Source organism: Azospirillum sp., assembly GCF_050789165.1.
On the sequence record NZ_JBOZRT010000096.1, the window covers coordinates 1 to 25582 of the forward strand.

Below are 25582 nucleotides of genomic sequence, written 5' to 3' on the forward strand. Positions count from 1 at the left end.
TCAGGTCGTCGTTCTCGTACTGCACCGAGCAGGTCTTGATCGAGGTCTCGGCGCAGAACGCCTTGAAGCCCTCCGGCAGCCGCTCCGACCACAGCACGGTCAGGTTCGGCTCCGGCGCCGGGCCCAGGGTGTTCAGCGTGTGCAGCATGCGGAAGCTGGTGCGGCTGACCAGCGTGCGGCCGTCCTCGGCCATGCCGCCGACGCACTCGGTCACCCAGGTCGGGTCGCCGGAGAACAGCTCGTTGTAGTCCGGCGTGCGCAGGAAGCGCACCAGGCGCAGCTTGACGACGAACTGGTCGATCAGCTCCTGCGCCTGCTCCTCGGTCAGGCGGCCGGCCTTCAGGTCGCGCTCGATGAAGATGTCGAGGAAGGTCGAGACGCGGCCCAGCGACATGGCCGCGCCGTTCTGCTCCTTCACCGCGGCGAGGTAGGCGAGGTAGGTCCACTGCACCGCCTCGGCGGCGGTTGCGGCCGGGCGGGTGACGTCGAAGCCGTAGGAGCGGGCCATCTGCACCAGTTCGCCCAGCGCGCGGATCTGCTCGTTGATCTCCTCGCGCAGGCGCAGCGTGTCCTCGTCGATGGCGTCCATCTCAAGCGACTTGAGCTGGGCCTTCTTGTCCCGGATGAGGACGTCGGCGCCATAGAGGGCGAGGCGGCGGTAGTCGCCGATGATGCGGCCGCGCCCGTAGGCGTCGGGCAGGCCGGTGATGACGCCCGACTTCCGGCAGCGCAGCATCTCCTCGGTGTAGGCGTCGAAGACGCCGTCGTTGTGCGTCTTGCGCAGCGCCGGGAAGATTTCGTCCAGCTTCGGGCTGGGGGCGTAGCCGTAGGCCTCCAGCGCCGCCTTCACCATGCGGGCGCCGCCGAAGGGCATGATGGCGCGCTTCAGCGGCTTGTCGGTCTGCAGGCCGACCACCACCTCCAGGTTCTTGTCGATGTAGCCGGGCGCGTGCGAGACGATGGAGGACACCACCTCGGTGTCGGCGTCCAGCACGCCCTTGTCGCGCTCCTGGCGCAGCAGGGCGCGGGTCTTGTCCCACAGGCGCTTGGTGCGCTCGGTCGCCGGGGCGAGGAAGCCGGCGTCGCCCTCGTACGGCCGGACGTTGCGGACGATGAAGTCGCGGACGTTCACCTCCCGGCGCCAGACGCCGGGCGAGAAGCCGCGCCAAGCCTCGTCGGCGGTCCCCGACGTCGCAAGGGTCGCGGTGGTGCTGGTGCCGGCGCGGTCGCCGATGTCGTGTGCGATGGTGGTCATGGCTCTTCCCCAACGGGACCGCCTGCGCGTACGCGTGGCCCGCGGCCCCCTCGGGTGCCGCAGCGGCCGGACGGTCGGATCTCAAACGCGTGTTCCCCCCGAACACGGTGCCGACGCGGCACCGCTGGGAACCGGCGGAGGAGAGGCTGCGTTCCATCGTCCGAGGCGGCCCCTGCTGTCGGGCCCGGCAAACTCGCCACCGTCGCCGCAGATGTTGTCCCGTTGGCGTTCCCGTTCAAGACAGAAATGTACCAGAGGCGTGATAAAAAATGGCGCCGCGAGCATTAGCGTTTCCTTGAGAATTACTGTGCAAACGAAAGCTCAGGTGTGCGCTTGTCCGGCCACGCGCGGTGCGCTAGGAAGGGGAAGACCGTAAATGCAAAGGGATGTCCGGGGCATGGCGACCGTTCTCATCGTCGACGACAGTCGGCTGGCGCGCGACATGGTGAGCAGTGTGGTCACCTCGCTGCACCCCGACTGGACGGTGCTGGTGGCCTCCGGCGGCGCCGAGGCGCTGACGCTGGTGGAGGGCCGGACGCCGCACGCGGCGATTCTCGACTACAACATGCCGGGCATGGACGGGCTGGAGCTGGCCGGCCACCTGCGCGCGCGGTTCCCGGCGCTGCCCATGGGATTCCTCACCGCCAACGTGCAGGAATCGCTGAAGAAGAAGGCGGAGGCGCTGGGCTGCGGCTTCATCCCCAAGCCGATCACCACCGACAAGATCCGCGCCTTCCTCGCCGGGGCCGGGCTGTGAGCGCGCCGATTCCCCCCGTGCTGGACGAGGCGGACGCCGACGCCATCATCGAGCTGTTCAACATCGGCATGGGCCAGCCCGCCGCCGCGCTGTCGGAGATGATCGGCGAGGAGGTGCTGCTGTCGGTGCCGGCGCTCACCGTCTCCACCCGCCAGCGCATCGCCGCGGAGGTCGGGCTGCAGTCCGTCTGCGCCGTGCGCGAGACCTTCACCGGCCCGTTCGCCGGCGAGGCGATGCTGATCTTCCCCGAGGCCGGCGGCCTCGCGCTGGTGCGCCGCCTGATCCCCGGCGAGGGCGACACCGCCGGGGCGGACGAGCAGGACGCCCTGTCCGAGATCGGCAACATCATCCTGAACGGCTGCCTGGCCAGCTTCTCCAACCTGATCGACGGCGAGGTGTCGGGCAGCGTGCCGGACTACCGCGCCGGCCCGCCGGGCCAGCTGATCGGCGGCGCGGAGGAGCCGGTGCTGTTCGTGCGGATCGACGTGGCGCTGGCTGCCGGGGATGCGAGCGGCTACGTGCTGTTCCTGCTCGACCTCGCCTCGCTCGACTCTTTCCGCGAGGCGGTGCGGCGGGCGCTGGAGGGGCTGGGCGGGTAGGCCGGCGCGGGTGGCGACGCACTCCCTCCATCCCCCCTCCTAGAACACTTTCCGTTTCGTCGTGAAGCCCCTCCCCCTCCAGGGGGAGGGGCTTCAAAATGAACCGAAATCCGCTCTAACCTCCCCCCATCTTCGACGGGGGGAGGAACTCCGCCTCAAAGGCCATCCCTCGCGAAGTGGGGGGCGGGCGAAGAGGCTCCGTCGGTGAAACTCACTCGCTCCGCCACATCACCCGCCGCGCGGGCGTCGGGCCGGACGGCGGCTGAGCGTCGCTGCGGCGGGTCACCAGCAGCGCGGTCAGGTCGTCGTCGATCGGGCCGGCGGCGGCGAGGCGGGGGAGCAGCGCGTCGAGGAAGCGGCGGCCGTCCGGCTCGTGCAGGTTGTCGCGGATCAGATCGGTGAGGCCGGCTTCGTCCAGCACGTCGTCGCCGGCCGGGCCGACCGGGATCTCGATGGCGGCGTCGGAGTAGAAGAACAGCCGCCCGCCCGGCGGCAGGGCGACCGAACGGGTCTCGTAGGTGACCGACGGCAGCAGGCCGAGCGGCAGGCCGGAGCTGTCGCACAGCGTCGGTTCCGCCTCGCCGGGGCCCCACATCATCGGGCGGGTCGAGCCGGCCGAGGCGTAGAGGAAGCGGTCGGTCTCCGGATCCACCACGCCGGCCAGCATGGTGGCGAACTGGCCGTTGGGCAGCAGGGCGCACAGGCGCCGGTTGACCGCCGCCAGGAACTCCGACGGGTCGAAGGCGTCGAAGTCCATGCGCTGCACGATGGCGTGCAGGCGGAAGGTGTTCAGCGCCGCCGCCACGCCGTGCCCGGAGAAGTCCACCAGATAGACAACCAGCCGGCCGCGCCCGTCGCGGCGGAAGTCCCAGAAATCGCCACCCAGCTCCGACGACGGGGCGAAGTGCGCGTCGATGGCGACGCCGGTCGCCGCCTCGCTCTCGGCCAGCCGTTCGGCGGAGGGCATCAGCCGCTCCTGCATCTTGCGGGCGAGTTCCAGCTCCGCCTCGGTGCGCTGGCGGTACATGCGCAGGTCGCTGACCAGCGCCCGGTTCTGCAGGTGGATGCGCACCCGCGACAGCAGTTCGATGGCGTTGATCGGCTTGGTGACGTAGTCGGTGGCGCCGGCCGCGAAGGCGCGGGCGCGGTCCTCGGCGCGGCTCAGGCTCGACTGGACCAGCACCGGCAGGTCGGCCCAGCGCGGGTCGGCGCGCAGCCGCCGGCACATCTCGAACCCGTCCAGGTTCGGCATCATCAGGTCGAGCAGGATGAGGTCCGGCCGGAACCCCTCCATGCGCGCCAGCGCGTCGTTGCCGTCCTCCGCCATCTCCACCTGGGAGATGCCGCCGCGCTCCAGCAGCGCCAGCAGCAGGTGGCGGTTGACCCGGTTGTCGTCGACGATCATGACGCGGGCGCCGGCAAGCAGGCCCAGGTCCTGCTGCTGCAAGGCCTGCTGGACGATGTCGCTCATGGCGCGCCACCCCCGGTCCGATCCAGCCAGACCAGCGTGTGGTCGTCGCCCGGCGTGTCGCCCAGCGCGCGCTCCAGGGCCTCGGTCACGGCGGCGAAGCGGTCGCCGGCGGCGTCGCCCAGCGCCTGGCACACCAGCGGCTCCAGGCGTTCGTGGGCAGCAGCGTTCAGCGCGTCGAGCACGGCGTTGGAGTAGAGCATCAGCGTCGCCCCCGCGACGAAGGGCAGCTCGCGCGCCTCGTAGCGCGTGTCGGCGGTGACGCCCACCGGCAGCCCGGCGGCGTCGCCGAACACCGGGGCGCCGCCGGGCGGCAGCAGCAGCGGCGCGGTGCCGGCGGCCCCGGCGTAGCGGAAGCGGCCGGCGGCGGCGTCCACCACGCCGTACAGCACGGCGGCGTGCTCGCCCAGTTCCAGCAGGCGGACGGCGCGGTCGTTCAGCTCGGTCAGGAAGGCGGCGGGATCCTCGGCGAGGTCGGACAGCTCGTGGATCAGCGTGTGCATGCGGAACGCGTTCAGCGCCGCCGACACGCCGCGCCCGGCCATGTCCAGCAGGAACACCCCGAAACGGCCTTCGGCGAGCCGCAGCACGCCCCACAGGTCGCCGCCCATGTCGGAAGACAGCACGGTGTGCGAACGCACGGCGACGCCGGAATCGCGCTCCAGCCCGTCGCGCAGCGCCGCCGAGGGCAGCAGGTGCTCGTACATCGAGTGCGCCATCGCCAGCTCGCCCTCGACGCGGGCGCGGTAGGCCTGCAGGCTGCGGATCAGCACCCGGTTCTCCAGGTGGATGCGCACACGCGCCAGCAGCTCGGCGCGGTCCAGCGGCTTGGAGATCAGGTCGGTGGTGCCGGCCGCGAAGGCGCGGTTGCGGTCGTCGCTGGACGACAGCGCGGTCTGCACCAGCACCGGCAGGTCGGCGTAGGCGTGGTCGGCGCGCAGCCGGCGGCACACCTCGAACCCGTCCATGCCCGGCATCATGATGTCGAGGATCAGCAGGTCCGGCGTGCGCTGGGCGATCTTCTCCAGCGCCTCGAACCCGTCCTTGGCGTAGCCGATGTCGGCGAAGCCCGCCTCTTCCAGGATGGCGCCGATCAGCGTGCGGTTGAAGTCGGTGTCGTCCACCACCAGGACGTGGCAGTCGCGGATGGGCAGGCGCAGCGCACCGCCGGCAGGGCCCGCCGTCACAGCGCGAACCGGATGCGGATGCGCCGGCCGTTGTCCAGCAGCTCCACCTGCCGGGCGATGGCGGTGATGAGGTCGAGGCCGCGGCCCGAGGCGTTGGCGACCGCGTCGCCGCGGCTCTGCGGCACGAAGCCGGAGCCCTCGTCGGCCACCTCGACCAGCAGCTCGCCCTCCGGCGTCAGCCAGCAGCTCACCTCGACGCGGCGGGCGGCGAAGGCGGGATCGGCCATGCGCGCGGCGAGCGCGGCCGAGAAGCGGTCGAGCGCGTCGACGCTCAGGCCCTTCATGCCCTCGACCTGAAGGTTGCCGTGCACCACCGCGTTTGAGATCGCCTCGTGCAGCACCAGCTCGATGTCGTCGCGCTGGGACTCGGTGAGCGGGCGGTGGCTGTCGATGGCGTGCACGATGCGCCCGGCGAGGTGCAGCTGGTTCGCCGTGGCGGTGGTCAGGCAGGCGTAGAGGTCGGCCTGCGATGCCCGCGCGACCTGCACGACGACCGCGGCGTCGTCGAGCGCTCCGGCCTCGATCCATGCGGCGAAAGGCCGCGCCCAGTGGGCGGGATCGGCGGCGGCCTCGGCGTCGGCCAGCAGCGCCACGACGCGTCCATCCTCCGCCGGCACCTCCCCTTCGGGCAGGCCGAGCGTTGCGGCGATGCGCCGGACATGGTCGGGCGGAATGCCCAGGCCGTGCAGGCTGCCGGCGGAAGGGGAGGCCAAGGCCAACGGGATCAATCCTCGATGGCGACGATCTTGTTGAGCTGCGCCACGGTCAGCACCCGCTTGACCTGGCCGGTGGCGGCGCGCAGGACCAGCTGCTTGTCGACGTTCGCCATCTCCTCGCGGGCGATGAGCAGCATGCCGATGCCGGCCGAATCGACGAACTCCAGCGTGCTGAGGTCGAGGACCTGCCGCTTCGCCTTGTTCTGGAGCATCTCGCGGATCAGCGCGCGCAGCTTGGCGTGATCGTTGAAGGTGAGCCGGCCCTTGAGCTGGACCACCGCCTCCTGCTCCTTGACGTCGATACCGTAATCCATCGCTCCTTGGTCCCCACTGGGTTTTGTGCCGGCCCGCCCGGACGGGGGCCTCCTGCTCAGAACAGCTCGATGTCGCCGCCGGAACTGTCGTCTTGCCCCGCATCCACGTCAAGCGCGCCGTGCAGGTCCAGCGCGGTTCCCTCCATCAGCAACTTCCGCACGAACCGCTGGCGCATGTCGCTGAGCCGGAAGCGGTCGAGCAGGTGGTCCAGCCACGCCTGCGGCACCGGGATGTCCGACCCGGCCGGCAGGCTGCCGCGGGTGCGGTCCTCCAACTCCTCCAGGCCGGCGGACATCACGGTCAGGCTGTCGCCGACCGCCTCCAGGCGCTGCTTGGTGAGGTCCTGGAACTGCATGCCGGTGACCATGCGGCCGATGGTGCCGGACATCTCGTTGGAGACGCCGGCCGCGGTCTCCAGCACGGACTGGAAGTGGGCGGTCTGCTCGACCAGGCTGTCCATGGTCTTGTCGACGCGCTCCTTGGCGAGCATCTGCGGCGACATGTCGGTGTTGGCGATCTCGCGCAGGATGTCGTGGCCGTTGCGCACGCCGGTGACCACCGCGCCGACCTTGGAGCGCATGCGATCCGCCAGTTCGGACGTGGTGCGCGACAGGTGCCGCACCTCCTGCGCCACCACGGCGAAGGTGCGCCCGGCCTCGCCGGCCCGGCTCGCCTCGATGGTGGCGTTCAGCGCCAGGAAGTTGGTCTGGCGGTTGATGGCGTCGATGTCGGCGATCGACTTCTCCAGCTCGCCCACGTCCTTCTGCACGTCGTCCAGCAGGTAGACCATGTTCATGGCGTGCTTGGAGAGCGTGACGATGTTGGCGATCATGTCGGCGATCATGTCCTGCATGCCGGTGACCAGCTGGTCCATCGGCAGGCGTTCGCCGTCGATCTCCACCGAGCCGGCCATGGCGACGATCTGCTCGACGCGCGAGGACTGCTGCAGCGCCTTCTCGGCCAGCTCGCGGAAGCGGTGCGAGAGGTCGAGGGTGGATTCCTCCACGTGGTCCGAGGTGCGCCGCAGCTCGCCCTGGATGGCGTCGAGCGTGCGGCGCTGCATGTCGGCGAAGCCCAGCCACGTCGCCAGCAGGCTGACGTCCACCTCGACGCGCGGCGATGCCGCGGGCGCGCCGGCGGGCGCGGCAACCGGCTCGGGCGCCGTCGTCAGCGTCGGTTGGTCGCGCCAGTCGAAAGCCATGTCCTGCTCCTCACATCGTCCGCGGGCGCTCGCCGATGGCGTCGAACGCCCGCAGCATCTCGGCCGGAATCTGCGCCAGCGGCAGCTCCACCGCCACCGCCCCGGCCTCGCGGGCCGCGCGCGGCATCCCATACACCACGCAACTGGCCTCCGTCTCGCCGATGGTATAAGCCCCCGCCTCGCGCATGGCGAGCATTCCCGAGGCGCCGTCCCGGCCCATCCCGCTTAAGATCACACCCACGGCGTTCGGACCGGCCGCCGCGGCCACCGACTGGAACAGCACGTCCACCGACGGGCGGTGGCCGCTGACCGGCGGCGTGTCCTCGATGCGGCAGTGGAAGCCCTGGTGGTCCTTGGCGACGGCGAGGTGGCGGTCGCCGGGGGCGATGTAGACCACCCCCTGCATCAGCCGCGCCCCGTGCGTGGCCAGCTGCACGCTGGGCGGCGTCAGCTTGTCGAGCCGCGCGGCGAAGCTCGGCACGTAGCTCGGCCCCATGTGCTGGGTGATGACGATGGGCGGGCAGTCCGGCGGCATGACGGTGAGCACGTCGCGGATCCGCTCCACCCCGCCGGTCGAGGCGCCGATGGCGATGAAGCGGGTGCCGGACCCGGCGCGCCGCGGCGTCGGCAGCGTCTTCGCGGTCGGGGCGGGGCGGCGCATCGTCAGGCGCGCGGTGGCGGCGATACGGATCTTGGAGACCAGCTCCCCCGCCATCTCCTCGATCCCGTGCCCTTCCGAGCCGGCCGGCTTGGCCACGCAGTCCACCGCGCCCAGCTCCAGCGCCTTGACCGCGGCGTCCGAGCCCTCCCGCGTCAGGCTCGACACCATGACCACCGGCGTCGGGCGCAGCGTCATGATCTTTTCCAGGAAGGACAGGCCGTCCATGCGCGGCATCTCGACGTCCAGGGTGATGACGTCGGGGTTGGTCGCCTTGATCAGCTCGCGCGCCTCGTAGGGATCGCGGGCGGTGCCCGCCACCTCGATGCCGGGTTCGGCTTCCAGGATGGCGGAGAGCATCTCGCGCATCAGGCTGCTGTCGTCGACCACCACGACGCGGATCGGCCTCGGCATGGCGACTCAATCCTCCGTGAACAGTTCCACGTCGCCCTCGATCGGCTGCTGTCGCAGCGACGACATGAAGTGCAATTCTTGGTTGATGGTGTCGGAGAGCGCTTCCGGACGCAAGAGCTTGCGCATGGCGCGGCCGTTGTGCGGGAAATAGTGCACGCGCCGGGCCGAGGTGCCGCCGAAGTCCTGCCCGACCAGCTTCAGTCCCTCGCGCCGCACGTAGTCCAGCGCGAAGGCGGCGTTCTTGCGGCCGACGTCGAAGCTGGAGTCGATCACCCGGGCGCCGCCGAACAGCTTGACCTCCAGGCGCGAGCGCCGGCCGCCGCGCGCCAGGATCTCGTTGATCAGCCGCTCCATGGCGACGCTGCCGTAGCGCGCGGCGGCGCCGGCGTGGTCCAGCTCGGTGTCGGGCACGTCGGGCAGCAGGAAGTGGTTCATGCCGCCGATCGCCGCCGCCGGGTCGCACACGCAGGCGGAGACGCAGGAGCCCAGCGTCGTCACCATCATCACGTCCGTCTTGTCGCTGACCAGATGGTGGCCGAGGAAGACCTTCAGCGTGTGGGCGCGGAACTGCGGGTTGTAGTAGCTGCCGCCGTGGCGGCGTTCGGCGGAGCGGCGGCCGGCGTCGATGCTCATCGCCTCACAGCCTCCGGTAGATCGTCGGGCCGCTCTGGCGGAAGTTGCTCGACACGCCGTACAGGCTTTCCGAATGGCCGAGGTAGAGGAAACCCTGCGGCGCCAGCATGCGGGCGAAGCTCTCGATCACCTGGGTGCGCCCGACCCGGTCGAAATAGATCAGCACGTTGCGGCAGAAGATGGCGTCGAACGGCCCCTTCATCGGCCAGGACTCCAGCAGGTTCAGCGGCTTGAAGGTGATCAGCCGCTTCACCTCGTCCTCCATGACGATCCTCGGCTCGCCATCCTCGCCGCGGATGCGGCGGGTGAAGCGCTCCCGCAGCGACGCCGGGATGCTCTGGGCGGAATCCGCCGCGTAGACGCCGCGCCGGGCGGTCTCCACCATGTTGGTGTCGATGTCGGTGGCGAGGATCCTCGCGTCCCAGCGCCGCAGGTCGGTCATCGCCGAGGCCAGCACCATGGCGATGGTGTAGGGCTCCGGCCCGGACGAGCAGCCGGCCGACCAGATGCGCAGGCGCGGGCGGGACTGGTCGGCCTGCCGGGCGCGGATCTCCGGCAGCACGGTGTCGCGCAGGTGGTCGAAGTGGTGCGATTCGCGGAAGAAGCTGGTCAGGTTGGTGGTCAGCGCGTTGACCAGGAAATTGACCTCGCGGGTGCCCTCGTCGCTTTCCAGCAGCGCGCAATAGGCGTCGAAGTCGGGCAGCCGCAGCTCGCGCAGGCGGCGGGCGAGGCGGGAATAGACCATCTCCACCTTGTGCGGCGCCAGGCTGATCCCGGCGAGCTGGTGGATCATCCGCGCGATGACGTCGAAGTGCCGCCGCTCGAAGGCGAACTCGCGGCGGGCGGGGGCGTGGGCGGTCATGGGGTGCCCTCACCCAGCCCTCTCCCCAGGGGGGAGAGGGTCATGAAAAGCGCTCTGTTCACGCCACGCGCTCCCGCGCCTTCGCCCGCACCTCGCCGGCCAGCGTGTCGAGCAGGCCGAGAACCTCGTGCGAGATGCGCTCCAGCTCCGCCAGTTCCGTCCGCGCCGCCGCCGCGTTGCCGGATTCGTGCGCCTTCAGGGCGCGCTTGCCCGCAGCGTGGAAGCGGGCGTGCGGGTCGGCGAGCGCGCCGTAGGACGGGCAGGAGCGCACCGTGCCGTCGGTCACGGTGTCGTACCACTTGCCGAGCCGGCAGCCGTGGTGGTCGGCCAGCGCGTCGGCGGTGGCGCCGCCGGTGCCCTCGATGGCCTTCTTCACGTTGCCCAGGAAGGTGACGTGGTCGATCTTGGTGTTCTCGATCAGCTGGATGTGCCGCGCCAGCCCGGCGCGCCCCGCCGCCGCGGAGGCGTCCACCGCGAAGAACGCCATCTGCTGGCGCAGGTGGCCCGCCTGCTCCTCCAGCGAGCGGGCGGCGGCGGTGCTCTCCTCGACCAGCGCGGCGTTCTTCTGCGTCATCTCGTCCATCTGCGCCACGGCCGCGTTCACCTCGTCCAGTCCCGAGGCCTGCTCGGCGGTGGCGCGGGCGATCTCCGCCACCAGGTCGGCGACGCGCCCGATGCCGGAGACGATGTCGGTCAGCGTGCCGCCGGCCGAGCGCACCAGCTCCACCCCGTCGTGCACCTGGCTGCCGGAGTGCAGGATCAGCGTCTTGATCTCCTTCGAGGCCTGGGCCGAGCGCTGGGCGAGTTGCCGCACCTCCTGCGCCACCACCGCGAAGCCGCGGCCGGCGTCGCCGGCGCGCGCCGCCTCCACCGCGGCGTTGAGGGCCAGCAGGTTGGTCTGGAAGGCGATCTCGTCGATCACGCCGATGATGTCGCTGATCTTGCGCGACGACTCCTCGATGGCGCGCATCGCGTCGACGGCGCGCACGGCGACCTCGCCGCCCTTCTCGGCGGCGGCGCGGGCCTGGGTGGCGAAGGCGTTGACCTGCTGGGCGTTGTCGGCGTTGGAGCGCACGGTGGCGGCCAGCTGCTCCATGCTGGCGGCGGTCTCCTCCAGGTTGGAGGCCTGCTGCTCGGTGCGCTCCGACAGGTCGAGGCTGCCGTCGGCAACCTCGCGGCTGGCCTGCCCGATGGATTCGGAGGCCGCGTTGATGCGGTTGACGATCTCCGACAGCTTGTCGACGGTGGCGTTGAAGTCCTCCTTCAGCCGGTGGAAGACGCCGTCGTAGTGCTTGTCGATGCGGCGCGACAGGTCGCCTTGCGAGAGCGATTCCAGCGCCGAGGCCAGCTCGTCCGCCACTTCGGCGACGTTCTCGGCCAGCCGGTTGATGCCCTCGCTGACCAGCCTGAAGAAGCCGGTCTTGCCGTGCAGGTCGATGCGGCGCGCGAAGTCGCCGCGCACCGCGGCGTCCACCATGGTGGCGATCTCCGCCTCGACGGCCAGCTCGTCGGTCTTGTCCTTCCACTCGACGACCGAGCCCAGCCAGTCGCCGTGGCGGCCGACCACCGGGCTGACGGTGATGAAGAAGGTGCGCCGGCCGATCTTGATCGAGGCGCGGTGCGAGCCGCTCAGCCCGTCGATCCGGCGGCGCACGCCGGCCACGTCGGCGTGGAAGCGGTCGATGCTCTGGCCGACCAGCGCGTCCGCCGCGAAGCCGGGGTGGACGGCGCGGATGTCGGCCTCGGCCGTCCTGAACATCTCCACCAGCGCGGCGTTGGCGTAGGTGATGGAGCCCTCGGGGTCGGCCATCATGATGTTGGCCGAGACGCGGTCGAGCGCGATGCGCGAGCGCAGCGCCGCCACCGATTCGTCCTTGAAGGCGGCGACGGCGCGCGCCATGTCGCCCAGCTCGTCGCCGTCCTGCGTGTGCGGCACCTCGACGGCCAGGTGGCCGTCGGTCAGGCGGGTCATCACCGCCTTGATGCCGGTGACCGGACGCATGATCGACCCGGCGATGGCCCTGGCGGCGCCGATGCCCAGCAGCAGCGACGAGCCGGCGATCACCAGGGTCAGGATCAGGCTGAAGCGCGCGTCCGCCTCGGCGGCGGCGCCCACCACGTCCTCGTCGGCGTGGGACGCGTGCACGATGGCCTCGGCGGTCTCGGCGGCGCGCTTGCCGATGGCGACCATCGTCTCGTCGCGGTGGCGGGCGACCTCGCCGCTCAGCCGCGCGGCCTCGTGGAAGTCGCTCTGGTAGGCGGGCAGCGTCCGCTCGATCTCGCGCAGCTTCGACTGCTCGGCCGGTGGGGCGAGCGCCGCGGCCTGGCGCACCAGGGCGAGCGCCTTCTGGGTGTTGTCGTCGAACACCGCCACCGACGCGGCGTCGCCGCTGCCCAGCACGCGGGCGGCGGCGAAGCGGACCAGGACCCAGTGGTTGAGCGCGCGGTTGTTGAGCAGCGCGAGGTCCTTGTCGCCGGCCTGCTCGGCTGCCTGGGTGACCTGTTCGAACAGCGCGGTGGCACGGCGGCCGGCGGGCACCATGCGCTCGGCCTGCGTCAGGTCGCTCTTCTCGCGCAGCTCGCGGACGCGGTCGAACGCGGCGTGGTACTCGGCGTGTGCCTTGGCGAAGGCGTCGAATTTGGCGGCATGGCCGGAGGCGCCGATCAGCGGCCGCGCGTCGGCCAGCGCCCGCTCGATCCCGGTGCGCCCCTCGCGCAGGCGGGCGACGAAGACCTTGTCGCCGGAATAGAGGTAGTTGCGGGCCTCGATGCGCAGGTTGGCCATGCGCGTCTCGAGATCCTTGGCGAGCGTGGACAGGTCGGACGAGCGCATCAGCGACTCGACGCCCGCGCCGCCGCGCGACACGTTGACCAAGGCCAGCGCCGCCTGCGCGATGATCAGAACCAGCAGGATCCCGAAGGCGAGCCACAGCCGCCGCGCGATGCCCATGTTCGAAACGAACCCACCACCCCCATGCGACATCCGATGCCCCCATCCCCCGGTTTTTTGGGTTTCTTTTTTCTGTTTTTCGTCATCCCCGCGACGGCGGGGATCCATAGTTCCCAAAGCACGCGGCCGTGGAACCTATGGATTCCCGCCGTCGCGGGGATGACGGTGGAAACGTGATCTATTGCGCCTCCAGCGCCTTGACGCCGCTTGGATCCGCGTCGCCGGTCTCGACGGAGAACAGGCGCTCGACGTTCAGCAGCGTCACCATGCGGCTGTCCGCGGTGTACAGGCCGCTGAGGTATTCCGCGTCGATCAGGCCGGCGTCCATGTCGGGCGGCGGCTTGATCTCCGACGCACCGATGGCGAGGATGTCGGAGATGGCGTCCACCAGGATGCCGCGCGTGCGCTCGCCGACCTGGATCACCACCACCACGTGGCGCGGCGTCACCTCGGTCGCGCCGCCGCCGAAGCGGGCGCGCAGGTCGAAGATCGGGATGATGATGCCGCGCAGGTTGATCACCCCGCGCACGAAGTCCGGCAGGTTGGGCAGCCGGCTCTCCGGCGACCAGCCGCGGATCTCGCGCACCGCCAGGATGTTGACGCCGTATTCCTCGGCGCCCACCGTGAAGGTGACGTACTGCTCCTCGTGCACGGTGGCGGCGATGGCGTCGGTGCGGGTGCCGCCAGGGGTGCCGACGGGAGCGAGCGCGGTCGAAGTGCTCATGCTTGGCCTCAAACCGTTGCGAGTGCGGGGGCGGGCAGCGCGGCGACCGGCCGGCCGATGCCCGAGGATTCGATGTGCTTGCTCATCTCGCGCAGGCCGGCCGCGTCGAGGATCAGGGCGACGCGGCCGTCGCCGAGGATGGTTGCGGCGGCCACGCCGTCGAGGCGGCGGAAGTTGGCCTCCAGGCTCTTGATGACGACCTGCTGCTGGCCCAGCACCTCGTCCACCACGAGGCCGAGGCGCGAACCGTCCTCGGTCTCCACCAGCACCACCAGCGCCTTGGTGGCGTCGGTGACGGCGCTGGGGATGCCGAACAGCTGGTGCAGGTGGACGAGCCGCACGTACTCGCCGCGCGCCATCATCACCTCGCACTTGCCGACCAGCCCGTGCAGGTCCTCGGGCTTGGGCCGCAGGCTCTCGACGATGTTGGTGAGCGGCAGCACGAAGCGCTCCTCGCCCACCGAGATCACCATGCCGTCGAGCACCGCCAGCGTCAGCGGCAGCGACAGCACGAAGCGCGAGCCCTCGCCCGGCGTCGAGTAGACGCCGATGCGCCCGCCCAGGCTGGAGATGTTCCGCCGCACGACGTCCATGCCGACGCCGCGGCCGGAGATGTTGGAGACCTTGTCCGCCGTCGAGAAGCCGGGCAGGAAGATCAGGTTGTCGATCTCCTCGTCCGACAGGTTGGACCCGGCCGGGACGAGGCCCTTCTCGATGGCCTTGGACAGCACGCGGGCGCGGTTGATGCCGCGGCCGTCGTCCGCCACCTCGATGACGATGCGGCCCGAGCGGTGCTGCGCCGACAGGTGCACGGTGCCGGCGCGCGGCTTGCCGACGCGCTCGCGCTCGTCCGGCGTCTCCAGCCCGTGGTCGATGGAGTTGCGGATCATGTGGGTCAGCGGGTCGACCAGGTTCTCGACCACCGTCTTGTCGACCTCGGTGCTCTCGCCCGACGTGACCAGCACGACCTCCTTGCCGGTCTCCGCCCCCAGCTCGCGCACCAGGCGCGGCATGCGGCTGAACACGCTGGACACCGGCTGGGCGCGGATCGACATGACGCTCTCGCGCAGCTCGCGGGTGTGCTGCGCCAGCTGCTCCAGGCCCTCCAGCAGTTCCTGGAACTCGCCGGGGGGAAGCTCGCGGACGTGCTCGGCGATCATCGCCTGGGTGATGACCATCTCGCCGACCATGTTGACCAGCCGGTCGATCTTGTCGAGGTCGACGCGGATCGTGTGGCTGGTCAGCCCGGCGTGCTCGCCGCCGTTGCCCTTCTTCGGCGCGGCCGTGGCGGCGGTGGGTGGCGGCGACGGAGCGGCGGCGGGCGGCGGGGGAGGCGGCGGCGCGTCCTGCCCGGCCGGCGGCGCGGCGGTGACGGCGGGCGGCGGCGCCTCGGCGGAGATGCGGATGTCGCACTCGTCGGCGACGAACTCGAACACGTCGTCGATGCGCGCGCGGTCGACGTCCGGGCCGGCGACCAGCGTCACCGTCCAGGACAGGTACAGCTGCTCGGCGTCGAGGTCGGCCAAGGCGGGCAGCCGGTCATCCTCGCAGACGATCTCCGCCTCGCCCAGGCGCTTCAGCGCGCGCAGCATGAAGGTGGGCTCGTTGCCGGACAGCAGCAGGTCCGCCTTCGGGCGGAACACGATGGTCCAGCGCACCTTGCCCTCGGGCACCGGCGGCCTCTCGGAGGCGCGGGCGGCCTCGATGGCGGCCATGGCGTCGCCGAAGATGCCGGCCTCGTCGTCCTCGTCGTCGGGGATCGCGGGCGCGGCGGCGGCCGGGGCCGGGGCCGGCGCGGGTTCGGGGACGGGGCCGCCGTCGAGGAAGCGGCGCAGCCTGGCGACCACCGCGTCGGTGGTGCCGGGCGGGGCGTCGGCGCCTTCGCGGGCGTAGGCCAGCATCTGGCCCAGCACGTCGTTGGCGCGGATGAGGGTGTCCACCAGTTCGGTGGTGACCGGGATGGTGGCGTTGCGCACGCCGTCCATCACCGTCTCGAACTCGTGCGCGAAGGCGACGAGGTCGTTGAAGCCGAAGGCGCCGCCGCCGCCCTTGATGGAGTGCACGGCGCGGAAGATGGCGTTGACCTCGTCGAGGTCGAAGGCGCCCGGCGTCAGGTTGAGGAGCCCGGTCTCGGCGACCGCCAGCAGCTCGGCGCTCTCGTCGAAGTAGGTCTGTTTGAAGCGGCTCAGGTCTTCCACGGGGGCACCCTCTCGCGGCGTCAGCCGCAGACCTTCTGGACGACGGAGATCAGCTTGTCGGGATTGAACGGCTTGACGATCCAGCCGGTGGCGCCGGCCGAGCGGCCTTCCGACTTCTTGCTCTCGTCCGATTCGGTGGTGAGCATGAGGATCGGCAGCGTGCGGTGCGCCGGGGTGGCGCGCAGGCGGCGGATCAGCGTCAGCCCGTCCATCACCGGCATGTTCAGGTCGGTGATCACCAGATCGACCTTGTTGCCGGCGATGACGCTCAACGCCTGCTGGCCGTCGGCGGCCTCGACGACCTCATAGCCCGCCCCCTTCAGGGTGAAGGTCACCATGTCGCGCATGGTGCGGGAGTCATCGACGGTCAGGACCTTTTTCTTCACGACTGGCTCCACTGCTTCAGCCACGCGGACAGGCCGAGGTCGTCGCACGCCTCGGCCAGCGCCTCGGACGGCTTGGCGATGATGAAGGACTGTCCGGATTGCCCGGCGTGGCGCGACGCCGCCAGCAGGGCCTGGACGCAGGCGGTGCTGACCCGCTCCACCGCGTCGGCGTGGACGAGCACGTCGTTCGACGTGCCCAGCCCGTGCCGCAGGCTGTCGGTCAGCGGCTGCGCCATGGCGAGGTCGAGGTCGCTGGGCAGCCCCAGGCGGACCTGGCCGGCCTCCTCGCTCCATTTGATCAGCGTCACGGCAACCCCTTGCGCGGAATCCACACCCGGTATGTGGTCGAAACCTGCCAGCACACGGATAAGGATTCGTTAAGGGGATAGGCCAAAGGCAAGAGTCCGCGCCGCGCCTGCGGCAATCCGACCCGTGTCAAATTTCGGGAGCCGCCCGTTCCTTCGGGCGGAAGCGCAGCGCCGTCCACGCGTCGGTGAGGGGCGCGGCGGCCACGGCGTCGAAGCCGAACGGCTCCAGGGCCTGGCGGACGACGTCGGCCGGCAGGTGGTCCTCGCGGTGCGCGATCCACAGCACGCCGTCGTACGCCACCTCGCTGACCGCCACGGTGGCGAAGGCGTCGAGCGCCGGCCGGTCCTTGGCGAACAGCATCAGCCAGCCGGCCGGCTCGGCCCCGTTCTCGTTGAGGTGCACGCCGGGCGGCAGCGGCTCGAACAGCGGGGCGAGCGACTTCGGCAGGCCAATCAGCCGCGCGCGGGAGCCGGGGGCGAGCAGCAGCGTCTCGGGCAGGGTGTCGGGCATGGCGGCCGTCCGGGCGGGTGGGGCGTGGGGGCAGTGTAGCATGGGTAGGCACCCCTCTTCTCTCTTTAACCCCGCGGCGGCACAGGCTATGTGATGGGGCATGAACCCATACATGCGCCTGATCGTCGAAGCCGGGCCGCTGGCGGCCTTCTTCGTCTCGAACTCCAAGTTCGGCATCATGACCGGCACCGCCGTGTTCATGGCGGCGACGCTGGTCGCCTTGCTGGTGTCCTGGCATTTCGAGCGGCGGGTGCCGGTGATGCCGGTGGTCGGCGCCGGGTTCGTGCTGGTGTTCGGCGGGCTGACGCTGTGGCTGAACGACGACCTGTTCATCAAGATCAAGCCGACGCTGGTCAACCTGCTGCTGGCCACCGTGCTGTTCGTCGGGCACGCCACGCGGCGCAACGTGATGAAGCACGTGCTGGGCACCGTGCTGAACCTGACGGACGAGGGGTGGCGCACGCTGGGGCTGCGCTGGGCGTGGTTCTTCCTGCTGCTGGCCGGGCTGAACGAGGCGGTGTGGCGCACGCTGTCCACCGACGACTGGGTCAACTTCAAGGTGTTCGGCATCATGCCGCTGACGCTGCTGTTCAGCATGCTGCAGGCGCCGTTCATCCTGCGTCACCAAGTCGCCGACGAGCAGCCGCGCGACGAAGCCGCCGCGCCGTAAGGCTTTTTTGGCGAAAAAGTCCCGTGTTTCTCACGGCCCGGCGGCGCAACGCGGTTTGAAGACCCGCCGAAATGCTGTAGAACGAGGTTAATCCGTTCGGTCCGCCGCGGCAGACCGAAACGAGTACCGCGACAGCATGGGGCGCCCCCCGCCGTGACCTTCAGGGACGAGATCAAGGCCGCCGACGCCAAGGCGTCCGAGAGCAAGGCCGACACCGCGACGCCGTCCGACAACGACGACATCGCCCGCCTCCTGCGCGCCCTCAACGAGGACCTGAAGGCCGACCCGCGCGCCGTCCCCACCGACGACGACGTGGAGGACGACGAGGATGAGGCGGAGGCCGGCAGCGGCCGGCACTTCCCGTTCGGCAAGATCGTGCTGGCGCTGCTGGCGGCCGGCGGCGTCGGCATCGGCGTGGTGATGTTCGACGGTTCGAGCACCGACGCCCCCCCGCCGTCCGCCCAGACCGCGCAGGTCGCCCCGGTGGCGCCCGGGGGCGCCTCGCCGGCATCCCCGCTGCCGCTGACGCTGAATCCGAAGCCGGCCGGAACCGCCGCTCCGGAATCGCTGATCGCCCGCGCCCCCGCGCCCAGCCCGGCGCCGGTGCCGCCTCCCGCTGCTCCGGCCTCCACCGCGCCGGCGCCCGTGCCGCCGATCCCGACGCCGCCGGGCCGCGTCGAGCCCGCGCCGGTTCCCCCGCCGGTGCTGCCCGCCGCGCCGTCGGGCACGCAGACGGTGGTCAAGCCCATCGAGCCGCCGGCGATTCCCAAGCTCGACGCGCCCAAGCCCGCCGAGGCCAAGGCCCCCGTCGTCAAGCCCGCGGAGACCAGGCCCGCCGAGGTCAAGGCTGCCGAGGTCAAGCCGGCCGAACCGAAGGCGCCGGAGCTCTTCAAGATCCCCGAACCGAAGGCGCCCGAGGCCAAGGCCCCCGAGGCCAAGGCCCCCGAAACCAAGGCGGCCGAAACCAAGGCGGCCGAACCCGCGCCGCCGCCGGCCGAGGCCAAGGCTCCGGAGGGCAACGCGGCCGATCTCCAGGCCATGCTGTCGCCGCCGAAGCCGGCGCAGCCCGCCGCCAAGGCCGGCAAGGCGAAGGCCGCTCCGGCCGCCACCCCGGCGGCGCCCGCCGCTCCGTCGGCGTCGCGCCCGCCGGCCAGCGCGTCGGGCCGCTGGATGGTGCAGGCCGGCTCCTTCAGCGTCGTCGAGAACGCCGAGGCGGTGGTGCGCAAGCTCGCCGCCAAGGGCTACAGCGCCCAGGTCATCGACTGGACCGACGCCTCGCAGCGCTCGTGGAAGGTCGTGCGCGTCGGCGGCTACGACAACCCGGCCGACGCCAAGCGCGTGGCCGGGGAGTTGAAGAGCGCCTTCGGCCTGTCGCCGATGGTGGTCTCGGCGCGCTGATTCTTTTGTACAGAAAGCATTTCCGGCGCGCTCCAACCCCACTCTTTGTGCGGGCTTCAGCTTGATCTCGTACAATCGATGCCGCTAACATGCGGCATCGGGCTGCTTGCTGTTACCAACAAACAATGCCTGGCAAACAAAGATCGGCCGACCCCGAGAGGCCGACACACCGGAGGACGCCGCCGTGAAGCCGACGATTCTCGTCGCCGACGACGAGCCCAGCATCGTGCTGTCCCTGCAGGTTCTGTTGCAGAAGGCCGGATACGAGGTGCGGGTCGCCCGCAACGGCGAGGAAGCCATGCAGTCGGTCGAGGCCGCGGCGCCCGACCTCATCCTGCTCGACGCCATGATGCCGAAGCGCGACGGCTTCGACGTCTGCCAATCGCTGCGCGCCAACCCGGCGCTCAAGGACCTGCCGATCATCATGCTGACGGCCAAGAGCCGCGACGTGGAGCGGCAGAAGGGCCTGGCGCTCGGCGCCACCGACTACATCACCAAGCCGTTCTCCACCCGCGACCTCGTCGCCACCGTGCGCAAGTACCTGCCCGCGGAGGTGGCCCCGTGAGCGTGCCCGCGGCCGACCCCCAAACCGGCGCTCATGGCGGCGCCCATGGCGGTGCCCATGGCGCGCCCGCCCCGGCCGCCGCGGCGGAGCCGCGCCGCTGGGTGCCGCTGGCGCTGAAGGGCACCGCGGCGCTGCTCGCCGGCACCGCCATCGGCGGTGCGGTGCTGCTGAAGGATTCCGGGCCGGACCCGCTGCTCAACTACGCGCTGCTGATGACCGCTGCGGTGGCGGCCGGCGTCGGCGCGCTGTGGACGGTGATCGGCCGCCACGTGCTGCGCGCCGGCACCACGCTGGCCGCCGAGGCGCGCGTCATCGCGCACGGCACCGCCGGGGCCCGCATCCCGGTGGAGCGCTACGGCGACCTCGCCCCGGTGGCGCGGGCGGTCAATGAGCTGGCCGACAAGCTGGCCGGCGCGCGGCGCGACATCGACCGCGCGGTGGCCGAATCCACCGCCAAGGCCGAGCAGCAGAAGAGCCGGCTGGCCACCATCCTGCAGGACCTGCACGAGGGCGTGCTGGTCTGCAACCTGAAGCACCAGATCCTGCTGTACAACCAGACGGCGCTGGACCTGCTGCACCTGACCGGCGACCTGGGGCTGGGCCGCTCGCTGCTGCACTTCGTGCTGCCGGAGCCGATCCACCACACGCTGGAGCGCCTGACCCTGCGCGTGCGCGAAGGCCGGCACGTCAACCACGCGCACGGCACCACCGCGCAGTTCGTGGGCTCCACCACCGACGGCCGCATCCTGCTGGAAGGGCGGATGAGCGTCATCCTTCAGGAGAAGGACGCCACCGACGCGGCGCCGGAGATCACGGGGTACGTGATCACGCTGTCCGACGCGACGCGCGAACTGGCGGCGCTGGGCCAGCGCGACGCGCTGCTGCGCGAGGCGACGGAGGGCTTCCGCGGCCCCATCGCCAACCTGCAGGCGGCGCTGGAGACGCTGGTCGACACGCCCGACCTGGGGCCGGAGGACCGCCGCGCCTTCGAGCAGGCGATGATGGACTCCTGCACCACGCTGGCCGAGCGGCTGGAACACGTCACCAGCGACTACCGCAGCGTGATGACCGGCTCCTGGCCGATGAGCGACATCCACTCCAACAACCTGCTGAACCTCGTGCGCCACCGGGCGCGCGACGACGCGGGGTACCGGGTGACGCTGACCGGCCTGCCGCAGTGGACGCACTGCGACAGCTTCAGCGTGGTGGTGCTGATCGACCACCTGATCCGGCGCATCCACGAGATCAGCGGCGCGGCCGAGTTCGACCTGTCCGCCGACCATGAGGGGCAGTGGATCTACGTCGACGTGACCTGGACCGGCGCCCCGGTGCCGAGCGGCACGGTGGACGGCTGGCTCGACGACCCGCTGGCCGACGCGCTGGGCGGGCTGACCGTCGGCGACGTGCTTCAGCACCACAAGAGCACGCTGTGGTGCGAGGCGCTGAAGGGGCGCGAGGGCTGCGCGCGGCTGCGCGTGCCGCTGCCGCCGGCGCTGTCGCCGCCGACCGCGCACGTCCAGGCGGCGCGCACCAGCTCGCGGCCGGAGTTCTTCGACTTCAACCTGCTGCACCAGCCGCTGGCGACCAGCGAGCTGGGCCGCACGCCGCTCGATGCGCTGCATTACGTGGTGTTCGACACCGAGACCACCGGCCTGTCGCCGTCTCAGGGCGACGAGATCATCCAGGTGGCGGCGGTGCGCCTCGTCAACGGCCGCATCCTGACCGGCGAGACCTTCAACCAGCTGGTCAACCCCGGCCGCAGGATCCCGCCGGAATCCATCCCGTTCCACCACATCACCGACGAGATGGTCGCCGACAAGCCGTCCATCGACAAGGTGCTGCCGCAGTTCCGCAGCTTCGTCTCCGGCGCCGTGATGGTGGCGCACAACGCCGCCTTCGACCTGAAGTTCCTGAAGATGAAGGAGCGTGCGGCGGGGGTGAAGTTCGACGGGCCGGTGCTCGACACCATGCTGCTGTCGCGCATGCTGCAGGGCGACGACGGCGACCACACGCTGGACGGCATCGCGCAGCGCCTGGGGATCGAGGTGGTGGACCGCCACACCGCGCTGGGCGACAGCCTGGTCACCGCGGCGATCTTCCTGCGGATGATCGACATGCTGCGCGAGCGCGACATCCGCACGCTCGACGACGCCATCCGCGGCGCCAACATCCTGGTCGAGCTGGCGGCGCGGGAGCGCGCCTTTTGAGCGCCGGGGGCGACCGCTCCCCGTCCCCGAGGGCGCCGCGCACGGACCGCCTCGTCGCCCTGTTCCTCGTCGCCGCGGTCACCTTCAACCCCCCGCTGCTCCGTGTGTTCGGAGCGGGCGACACGCTGTTCGGCTGGCCGCTGGTGTACGTCTACATCCTGGGCGTCTGGGCGGGCGTGATCGCCCTTGCCGCGCTGTGCCTGGAGCGGGGAGGGGAGCGGTGAGTTCGTTCTGCCCCCTCCCTAACCCTCCCCCGCCTTTGGCGGTGGAGGGAACTCCGCCACCGCGGCGGCAGGCCCCCTCTCCCGCGCAGCGGGGGAGGGATGGGGAGGGGGCAAAGGCGGGGTGCACGCCATGACCTGGCCGACCGTCGTCGCGGCATCCCTCGCCTACCTGCTGTTCCTGTTCGCCATCGCCTGGTGGGCCGACCGCCGGGCCGACGACCGGCGCAGCGTGATCGCCAGCCCGTACGTGTATGCGCTCTCGCTGGCGGTGTACTGCACCACATGGACCTTCTACGGCTCGGTCGGCCGGGCCGCCTCGCTGGGCATCGGCTTCCTGCCGATCTACCTCGGGCCGACGCTGCTGATGCTCCTGGGACCGCTGGTGCTGCGCAAGATCCTGCGCATCGCCAAGGCGCAGCGCATCACCTCCATCGCCGACTTCCTGGCGTCGCGCTACGGCAAGAGCCAGGTGCTCGGCGGGCTGGTGGCGCTGATCGCGGTGGTCGGCATCACGCCGTACATGGCGCTCCAGCTGAAGGCCGTGTCGGTCAGCTTCGACGTGCTGACGGGCAGCGATCCGACCGGGCGGCTCGGCGCGCCGTCGCCGGTGTTCTTCGACAACGCCTTCTACGTGGCCGTGGTGATGGCGGCGTTCGCGATCGTCTTCGGCACCCGCCACATCGACGCGGCCGAGCACCACGAGGGCATGGTCGCCGCCGTCGCCTTCGAATCGGTGGTCAAGCTGCTGGCCTTCCTGGCGGTCGGCGGCTTCGTGGTGTGGGGCCTGTACGGCGGCGCCGGCGACCTGTTCGCCCGCGCCCAGCGGCATCCCGACATCGTCCGGCTGTTCACCGTGGGGCCGGCGCTGGCCGACGGGTCGTGGATCACCTCGACCGTGCTGTCGATGGCGGCGGTGCTGTGCCTGCCGCGCCAGTTCCAGGTCATGGTGATCGAGAACGTGGACGAGCGGCACCTGACCCGCGCGCTGTGGCTGTTCCCGCTCTACATGCTGCTGATCAACCTGTTCGTGCTGCCGCTGGCGGTGGCCGGGCTGCTGCATTTCCCCGACCGCGGCGTCGATCCCGACGTGTTCGTGGTGGCGCTGCCGCTGGCCGGCGGGGCGGAGGGGCTGGCGCTGCTCGCCTTCCTCGGCGGGCTGTCGGCGGCGACCGGCATGATCATCGTCGAGGCCATCGCGCTGTCCACCATGGTCTGCAACGACCTCGTGCTGCCGCTGCTGTTCCGCTTCCGCGGCGCGGCGCTGGAGCGGCAGGCCGACCTGTCGCGCCGGCTGCTGGCCATCCGCCGCGCCGCCATCGCGGCGATCCTGCTGCTGGGGTACGCGTACTTCCGCTTCGCCGGGTCGGCGTACGCGCTGGTCGCCATCGGGCTGATTTCCTTCGCCGCGGTGGCGCAGTTCGCGCCGGCGCTGATCGGCGGCATCTACTGGACCGGCGCCACTCGGCGCGGGGCGCTCGCCGGCCTGAGCGCCGGCATCCTGGTGTGGGCGTACACGCTGCTGCTGCCCTCCTTCGCGCGCTCCGGCTGGCTGCCGGGGAGCTTCCTCGACGCCGGGCCGTGGGGCGCGGAGCTGCTGCGCCCCTACGCGCTGTTCGGGCTGGAGGGGCTGGACCCGCTGACCCACGCGCTGTTCTGGAGCATGCTCGCCAACATCGGGCTGTACGTCGCGGTGTCGTTGTTCGACCGCCCGGGGGTGGGCGAGCGGGTGCAGGCCACCGCCTTCGTCGAGGTGTTCCAGCAGCGCGGCGACGCGGCCGCCGCCATCCCCTGGCGCGGCAGCGCCACGGTGGGCGACCTGAAGCGCATCGTCGCACGCTTCCTGGGGCCTCAGCGGGCCGAGCAGGCCTTCGCGCAGTACGGCGGCCGCAGCCAGGACCCGTCCCGCCGCGCCGGGGTGGACATGGTGCGCTTCGCCGAGCGGCTGCTGGCCGGCGCCCTGGGCGCGGCGTCGGCGCGGGTGGCGCTGGCCTCGGCGGTCAAGGGGGCGGAGGTCAGCCAGCCCGAGCTGATGCGCATGCTCGACGAGACCAGCCACGTCATCGAGTATTCCCGCCAGCTCGAGCACAAGACGGCGGAGCTGGAGCGCGCCTCGGACGCCCTGCGCGCCGCCAACGAGCGGCTGAAGGAGCTGGACCGGCTGAAGGACGAGTTCCTGTCCACCGTCACGCACGAGCTGCGCACGCCGCTCACCTCGATCCGCGCGCTGTCGGAGATCCTGTTGGACGACCCCGACACCGCGGCGGAGACCCGACAGGAGTTCCTGTCGGTCATCGTCAAGGAGAGCGAGCGCCTGACCCGCCTGATCAACCAAGTGCTCGACATGGCGAAGATCGAGGCGGGCGAGGTCGATTGGAACATCGGCCCGGTCGATCTGCGCGCGGTGGCCGAGCACGCCGTCGACACCACCAGCCAGCTGTTCCGGGACAAGGACGTGGACCTCGCCGTCGAGCTGCCCGCCGGCCTGCCGCACGTGCGCGGCGACGACGACCGGCTGGTCCAGGTGGTGGTCAACCTGCTGTCCAACGCCGCCAAGTTCACGCCCCCGGGCGGCCATGTGCGGCTGAGGGCCTATACCACGCCGGACGGCGCGCGGCTGGACGTCAGCGACGACGGGCCGGGAATCGCGCCGGAGCACCAGGCCATCGTCTTCGATCGCTTCCGGCAGGTCGGCGACACCATGACCGACAAGCCGCAGGGCACCGGCCTCGGCCTCGCCATCTGCAAGCGCATCGTCGAGCACCTGGACGGTCGCCTGTGGGTGGAGAGCGCGCCGGGCCGCGGCGCCACCTTCTCCGTCCTCATCCCCTTCGCCGGGGTGGCGGTGGAACACGCCGCGCCCGGCGCGACTTGACGGCGGTCAACCCCTCGCGCCGCCCACCCGGCTAAGCTTCGGCCGAGTGGATTGGTCGGGGATTTCGGGTCATGGCGTTGGGCACACTCTGGGCGCGTCTCGGCCGCGTCCGGATTCTCGGCGCGTCGCTGGTCGGCGCAGCGGCGGTCTTCGTGACGGGCATCGTGTTCTGGGGCGGCTTCAACACCGTCCTCGAAGCGACCAACCGGATGGAGTTCTGCGTCTCGTGCCACGAGATGCGCGACAACGTCTACGCGGAATACAAGAAGACCATCCATTACGAGAACCGCACCGGTGTGCGCGCGACCTGTCCGGACTGCCACGTGCCGAAGGACTGGGTGCACAAGATCATGCGCAAGATCCAGGCCTCCAATGAGGTCTATCACTGGATCCTGGGCTCGGTGAATACGCCTGAGAAGTTCGACGCCAAGCGCCTGGAACTCGCCAAGCACGAGTGGGCGCGCTTCAAGGCCAACGATTCGCTGGAATGCCGCAACTGCCACA

Annotated in this window: 24 protein-coding genes; 9 read left to right on the forward strand and 15 right to left on the reverse strand. The window is 70.9% G+C overall.

Annotated features, from left to right (window positions below):
- The coding region (locus ACRWK7_RS21570; RefSeq protein WP_431858350.1) for a pyruvate formate lyase family protein at window positions 1-1255 on the reverse strand (1255 nt) is incomplete at its 3' end.
- A gap of 397 nt (window positions 1256-1652) precedes the next feature.
- Here ACRWK7_RS21570 and ACRWK7_RS21575 point away from each other — a divergent pair.
- A complete protein-coding gene (locus ACRWK7_RS21575) occupies window positions 1653-2012 on the forward strand; it encodes a response regulator (RefSeq protein ID WP_431858352.1) in 360 nt (119 codons plus the stop codon).
- Window positions 2009-2611 carry a chemotaxis protein CheX gene (locus tag ACRWK7_RS21580; RefSeq protein ID WP_431858354.1) on the forward strand — a complete coding sequence of 201 codons (603 nt, stop codon included), beginning with the start codon at window positions 2009-2011 and terminating at the stop codon, window positions 2609-2611. Before ACRWK7_RS21575 ends, ACRWK7_RS21580 begins: the two co-directional genes overlap by 4 nt.
- A gap of 211 nt (window positions 2612-2822) precedes the next feature.
- Here the strand turns inward: ACRWK7_RS21580 and ACRWK7_RS21585 are convergent, their stop codons facing one another.
- The 14 genes from ACRWK7_RS21585 to ACRWK7_RS21650 all read right to left on the reverse strand — a co-directional run bounded on the left by ACRWK7_RS21585 (window position 2823) and on the right by ACRWK7_RS21650 (window position 17142).
- Window positions 2823-4082, reverse strand: a complete 1260-nt coding sequence (locus tag ACRWK7_RS21585; protein WP_431858356.1) for a PP2C family protein-serine/threonine phosphatase — start codon at window positions 4080-4082, stop codon at window positions 2823-2825.
- On the reverse strand, window positions 4079-5266 hold the full coding sequence (locus ACRWK7_RS21590) for a response regulator (RefSeq protein WP_431858358.1): 1188 nt from the start codon (window positions 5264-5266) through the stop codon (window positions 4079-4081). Before ACRWK7_RS21590 ends, ACRWK7_RS21585 begins: the two co-directional genes overlap by 4 nt.
- Window positions 5263-5979 carry an ATP-binding protein gene (locus ACRWK7_RS21595; protein ID WP_431858360.1) on the reverse strand — a complete coding sequence of 239 codons (717 nt, stop codon included), beginning with the start codon at window positions 5977-5979 and terminating at the stop codon, window positions 5263-5265. The genes ACRWK7_RS21590 and ACRWK7_RS21595 overlap by 4 nt, the downstream gene beginning before the upstream one ends.
- Before the next feature lie 11 nt (window positions 5980-5990).
- Window positions 5991-6296, reverse strand: coding sequence for an STAS domain-containing protein (locus ACRWK7_RS21600; RefSeq protein ID WP_431858362.1), 306 nt, complete (start codon window positions 6294-6296; stop codon window positions 5991-5993).
- Between the two features lie 56 nt (window positions 6297-6352).
- The gene (locus ACRWK7_RS21605; RefSeq protein WP_431858363.1) at window positions 6353-7498 is read right to left on the reverse strand and encodes a methyl-accepting chemotaxis protein; all 1146 of its coding nucleotides are present in this window, start codon (window positions 7496-7498) and stop codon (window positions 6353-6355) included.
- Between the two features lie 10 nt (window positions 7499-7508).
- Window positions 7509-8570, reverse strand: a complete 1062-nt coding sequence (locus ACRWK7_RS21610; protein ID WP_431858364.1) for a protein-glutamate methylesterase/protein-glutamine glutaminase — start codon at window positions 8568-8570, stop codon at window positions 7509-7511.
- A gap of 6 nt (window positions 8571-8576) precedes the next feature.
- On the reverse strand, window positions 8577-9203 hold the full coding sequence (locus ACRWK7_RS21615) for a chemotaxis protein (protein ID WP_431858365.1): 627 nt from the start codon (window positions 9201-9203) through the stop codon (window positions 8577-8579).
- Window positions 9204-9207: 4 nt separating this feature from the next.
- Window positions 9208-10065, reverse strand: a complete 858-nt coding sequence (locus ACRWK7_RS21620; RefSeq protein ID WP_431858366.1) for a CheR family methyltransferase — start codon at window positions 10063-10065, stop codon at window positions 9208-9210.
- 58 nt (window positions 10066-10123) lie between these two features.
- Window positions 10124-13015 carry a methyl-accepting chemotaxis protein gene (locus ACRWK7_RS21625; protein ID WP_431858367.1) on the reverse strand — a complete coding sequence of 964 codons (2892 nt, stop codon included), beginning with the start codon at window positions 13013-13015 and terminating at the stop codon, window positions 10124-10126.
- A 178-nt stretch (window positions 13016-13193) separates the two neighbouring features.
- Complete coding sequence (locus ACRWK7_RS21630; RefSeq protein ID WP_431858368.1) at window positions 13194-13739, reverse strand: chemotaxis protein CheW; 546 nt, start codon at window positions 13737-13739, stop codon at window positions 13194-13196.
- An 8-nt stretch (window positions 13740-13747) separates the two neighbouring features.
- The gene (locus tag ACRWK7_RS21635) at window positions 13748-15937 is read right to left on the reverse strand and encodes a chemotaxis protein CheA (protein ID WP_431858369.1); all 2190 of its coding nucleotides are present in this window, start codon (window positions 15935-15937) and stop codon (window positions 13748-13750) included.
- 20 nt (window positions 15938-15957) lie between these two features.
- On the reverse strand, window positions 15958-16323 hold the full coding sequence (locus tag ACRWK7_RS21640) for a response regulator (RefSeq protein ID WP_431858370.1): 366 nt from the start codon (window positions 16321-16323) through the stop codon (window positions 15958-15960).
- The gene (locus ACRWK7_RS21645; protein ID WP_431858371.1) at window positions 16320-16631 is read right to left on the reverse strand and encodes an STAS domain-containing protein; all 312 of its coding nucleotides are present in this window, start codon (window positions 16629-16631) and stop codon (window positions 16320-16322) included. Before ACRWK7_RS21645 ends, ACRWK7_RS21640 begins: the two co-directional genes overlap by 4 nt.
- A 127-nt stretch (window positions 16632-16758) precedes the next feature.
- Window positions 16759-17142 carry a hypothetical protein gene (locus tag ACRWK7_RS21650; protein WP_431858372.1) on the reverse strand — a complete coding sequence of 128 codons (384 nt, stop codon included), beginning with the start codon at window positions 17140-17142 and terminating at the stop codon, window positions 16759-16761.
- A 100-nt stretch (window positions 17143-17242) separates the two neighbouring features.
- Here ACRWK7_RS21650 and ACRWK7_RS21655 point away from each other — a divergent pair, with 100 nt between their 5' ends.
- The 7 genes from ACRWK7_RS21655 to ACRWK7_RS21685 all read left to right on the forward strand — a co-directional run.
- Window positions 17243-17812, forward strand: coding sequence for a septation protein A (locus tag ACRWK7_RS21655; RefSeq protein WP_431858374.1), 570 nt, complete (start codon window positions 17243-17245; stop codon window positions 17810-17812).
- Window positions 17813-17965: 153 nt separating this feature from the next.
- The gene (locus tag ACRWK7_RS21660) at window positions 17966-19210 is read left to right on the forward strand and encodes an SPOR domain-containing protein (RefSeq protein WP_431858375.1); all 1245 of its coding nucleotides are present in this window, start codon (window positions 17966-17968) and stop codon (window positions 19208-19210) included.
- A 184-nt stretch (window positions 19211-19394) separates the two neighbouring features.
- Complete coding sequence (locus ACRWK7_RS21665) at window positions 19395-19775, forward strand: response regulator transcription factor (protein ID WP_109121699.1); 381 nt, start codon at window positions 19395-19397, stop codon at window positions 19773-19775.
- Window positions 19772-21982 (forward strand): exonuclease domain-containing protein, encoded by a 2211-nt coding sequence (locus ACRWK7_RS21670; RefSeq protein ID WP_431858376.1) that lies wholly within the window; start codon window positions 19772-19774, stop codon window positions 21980-21982. The genes ACRWK7_RS21665 and ACRWK7_RS21670 overlap by 4 nt, the downstream gene beginning before the upstream one ends.
- Complete coding sequence (locus ACRWK7_RS21675; protein ID WP_431858377.1) at window positions 21979-22206, forward strand: hypothetical protein; 228 nt, start codon at window positions 21979-21981, stop codon at window positions 22204-22206. Before ACRWK7_RS21670 ends, ACRWK7_RS21675 begins: the two co-directional genes overlap by 4 nt.
- A gap of 130 nt (window positions 22207-22336) precedes the next feature.
- Window positions 22337-25078: an ATP-binding protein gene (locus ACRWK7_RS21680; protein WP_431858378.1), complete on the forward strand. Its 2742-nt coding sequence runs from the start codon at window positions 22337-22339 to the stop codon at window positions 25076-25078.
- Between the two features lie 71 nt (window positions 25079-25149).
- On the forward strand, window positions 25150-25582 hold a 433-nt coding region (locus tag ACRWK7_RS21685; protein ID WP_431858379.1), incomplete at its 3' end, for a NapC/NirT family cytochrome c.

Bases quoted from the DNA above. Each gene is read 5' to 3' on its own strand.
- ACRWK7_RS21610 (WP_431858364.1), bottom strand. From the start codon at position 8,570: ATGCCGAGGCCGATCCGCGTCGTGGTGGTCGACGACAGCAGCCTGATG.
- ACRWK7_RS21630 (WP_431858368.1), bottom strand. From the start codon at position 13,739: ATGAGCACTTCGACCGCGCTCGCTCCCGTCGGCACCCCTGGCGGCACC.
- ACRWK7_RS21605 (WP_431858363.1), bottom strand. From the start codon at position 7,498: ATGGCTTTCGACTGGCGCGACCAACCGACGCTGACGACGGCGCCCGAG.
- ACRWK7_RS21575 (WP_431858352.1), top strand. From the start codon at position 1,653: ATGGCGACCGTTCTCATCGTCGACGACAGTCGGCTGGCGCGCGACATG.
- ACRWK7_RS21625 (WP_431858367.1), bottom strand. From the start codon at position 13,015: ATGGGCATCGCGCGGCGGCTGTGGCTCGCCTTCGGGATCCTGCTGGTT.
- ACRWK7_RS21655 (WP_431858374.1), top strand. From the start codon at position 17,243: ATGAACCCATACATGCGCCTGATCGTCGAAGCCGGGCCGCTGGCGGCC.
- ACRWK7_RS21680 (WP_431858378.1), top strand. From the start codon at position 22,337: ATGACCTGGCCGACCGTCGTCGCGGCATCCCTCGCCTACCTGCTGTTC.
- ACRWK7_RS21615 (WP_431858365.1), bottom strand. From the start codon at position 9,203: ATGAGCATCGACGCCGGCCGCCGCTCCGCCGAACGCCGCCACGGCGGC.
- ACRWK7_RS21650 (WP_431858372.1), bottom strand. From the start codon at position 17,142: ATGCCCGACACCCTGCCCGAGACGCTGCTGCTCGCCCCCGGCTCCCGC.
- ACRWK7_RS21620 (WP_431858366.1), bottom strand. From the start codon at position 10,065: ATGACCGCCCACGCCCCCGCCCGCCGCGAGTTCGCCTTCGAGCGGCGG.
- ACRWK7_RS21585 (WP_431858356.1), bottom strand. From the start codon at position 4,082: ATGAGCGACATCGTCCAGCAGGCCTTGCAGCAGCAGGACCTGGGCCTG.
- ACRWK7_RS21600 (WP_431858362.1), bottom strand. From the start codon at position 6,296: ATGGATTACGGTATCGACGTCAAGGAGCAGGAGGCGGTGGTCCAGCTC.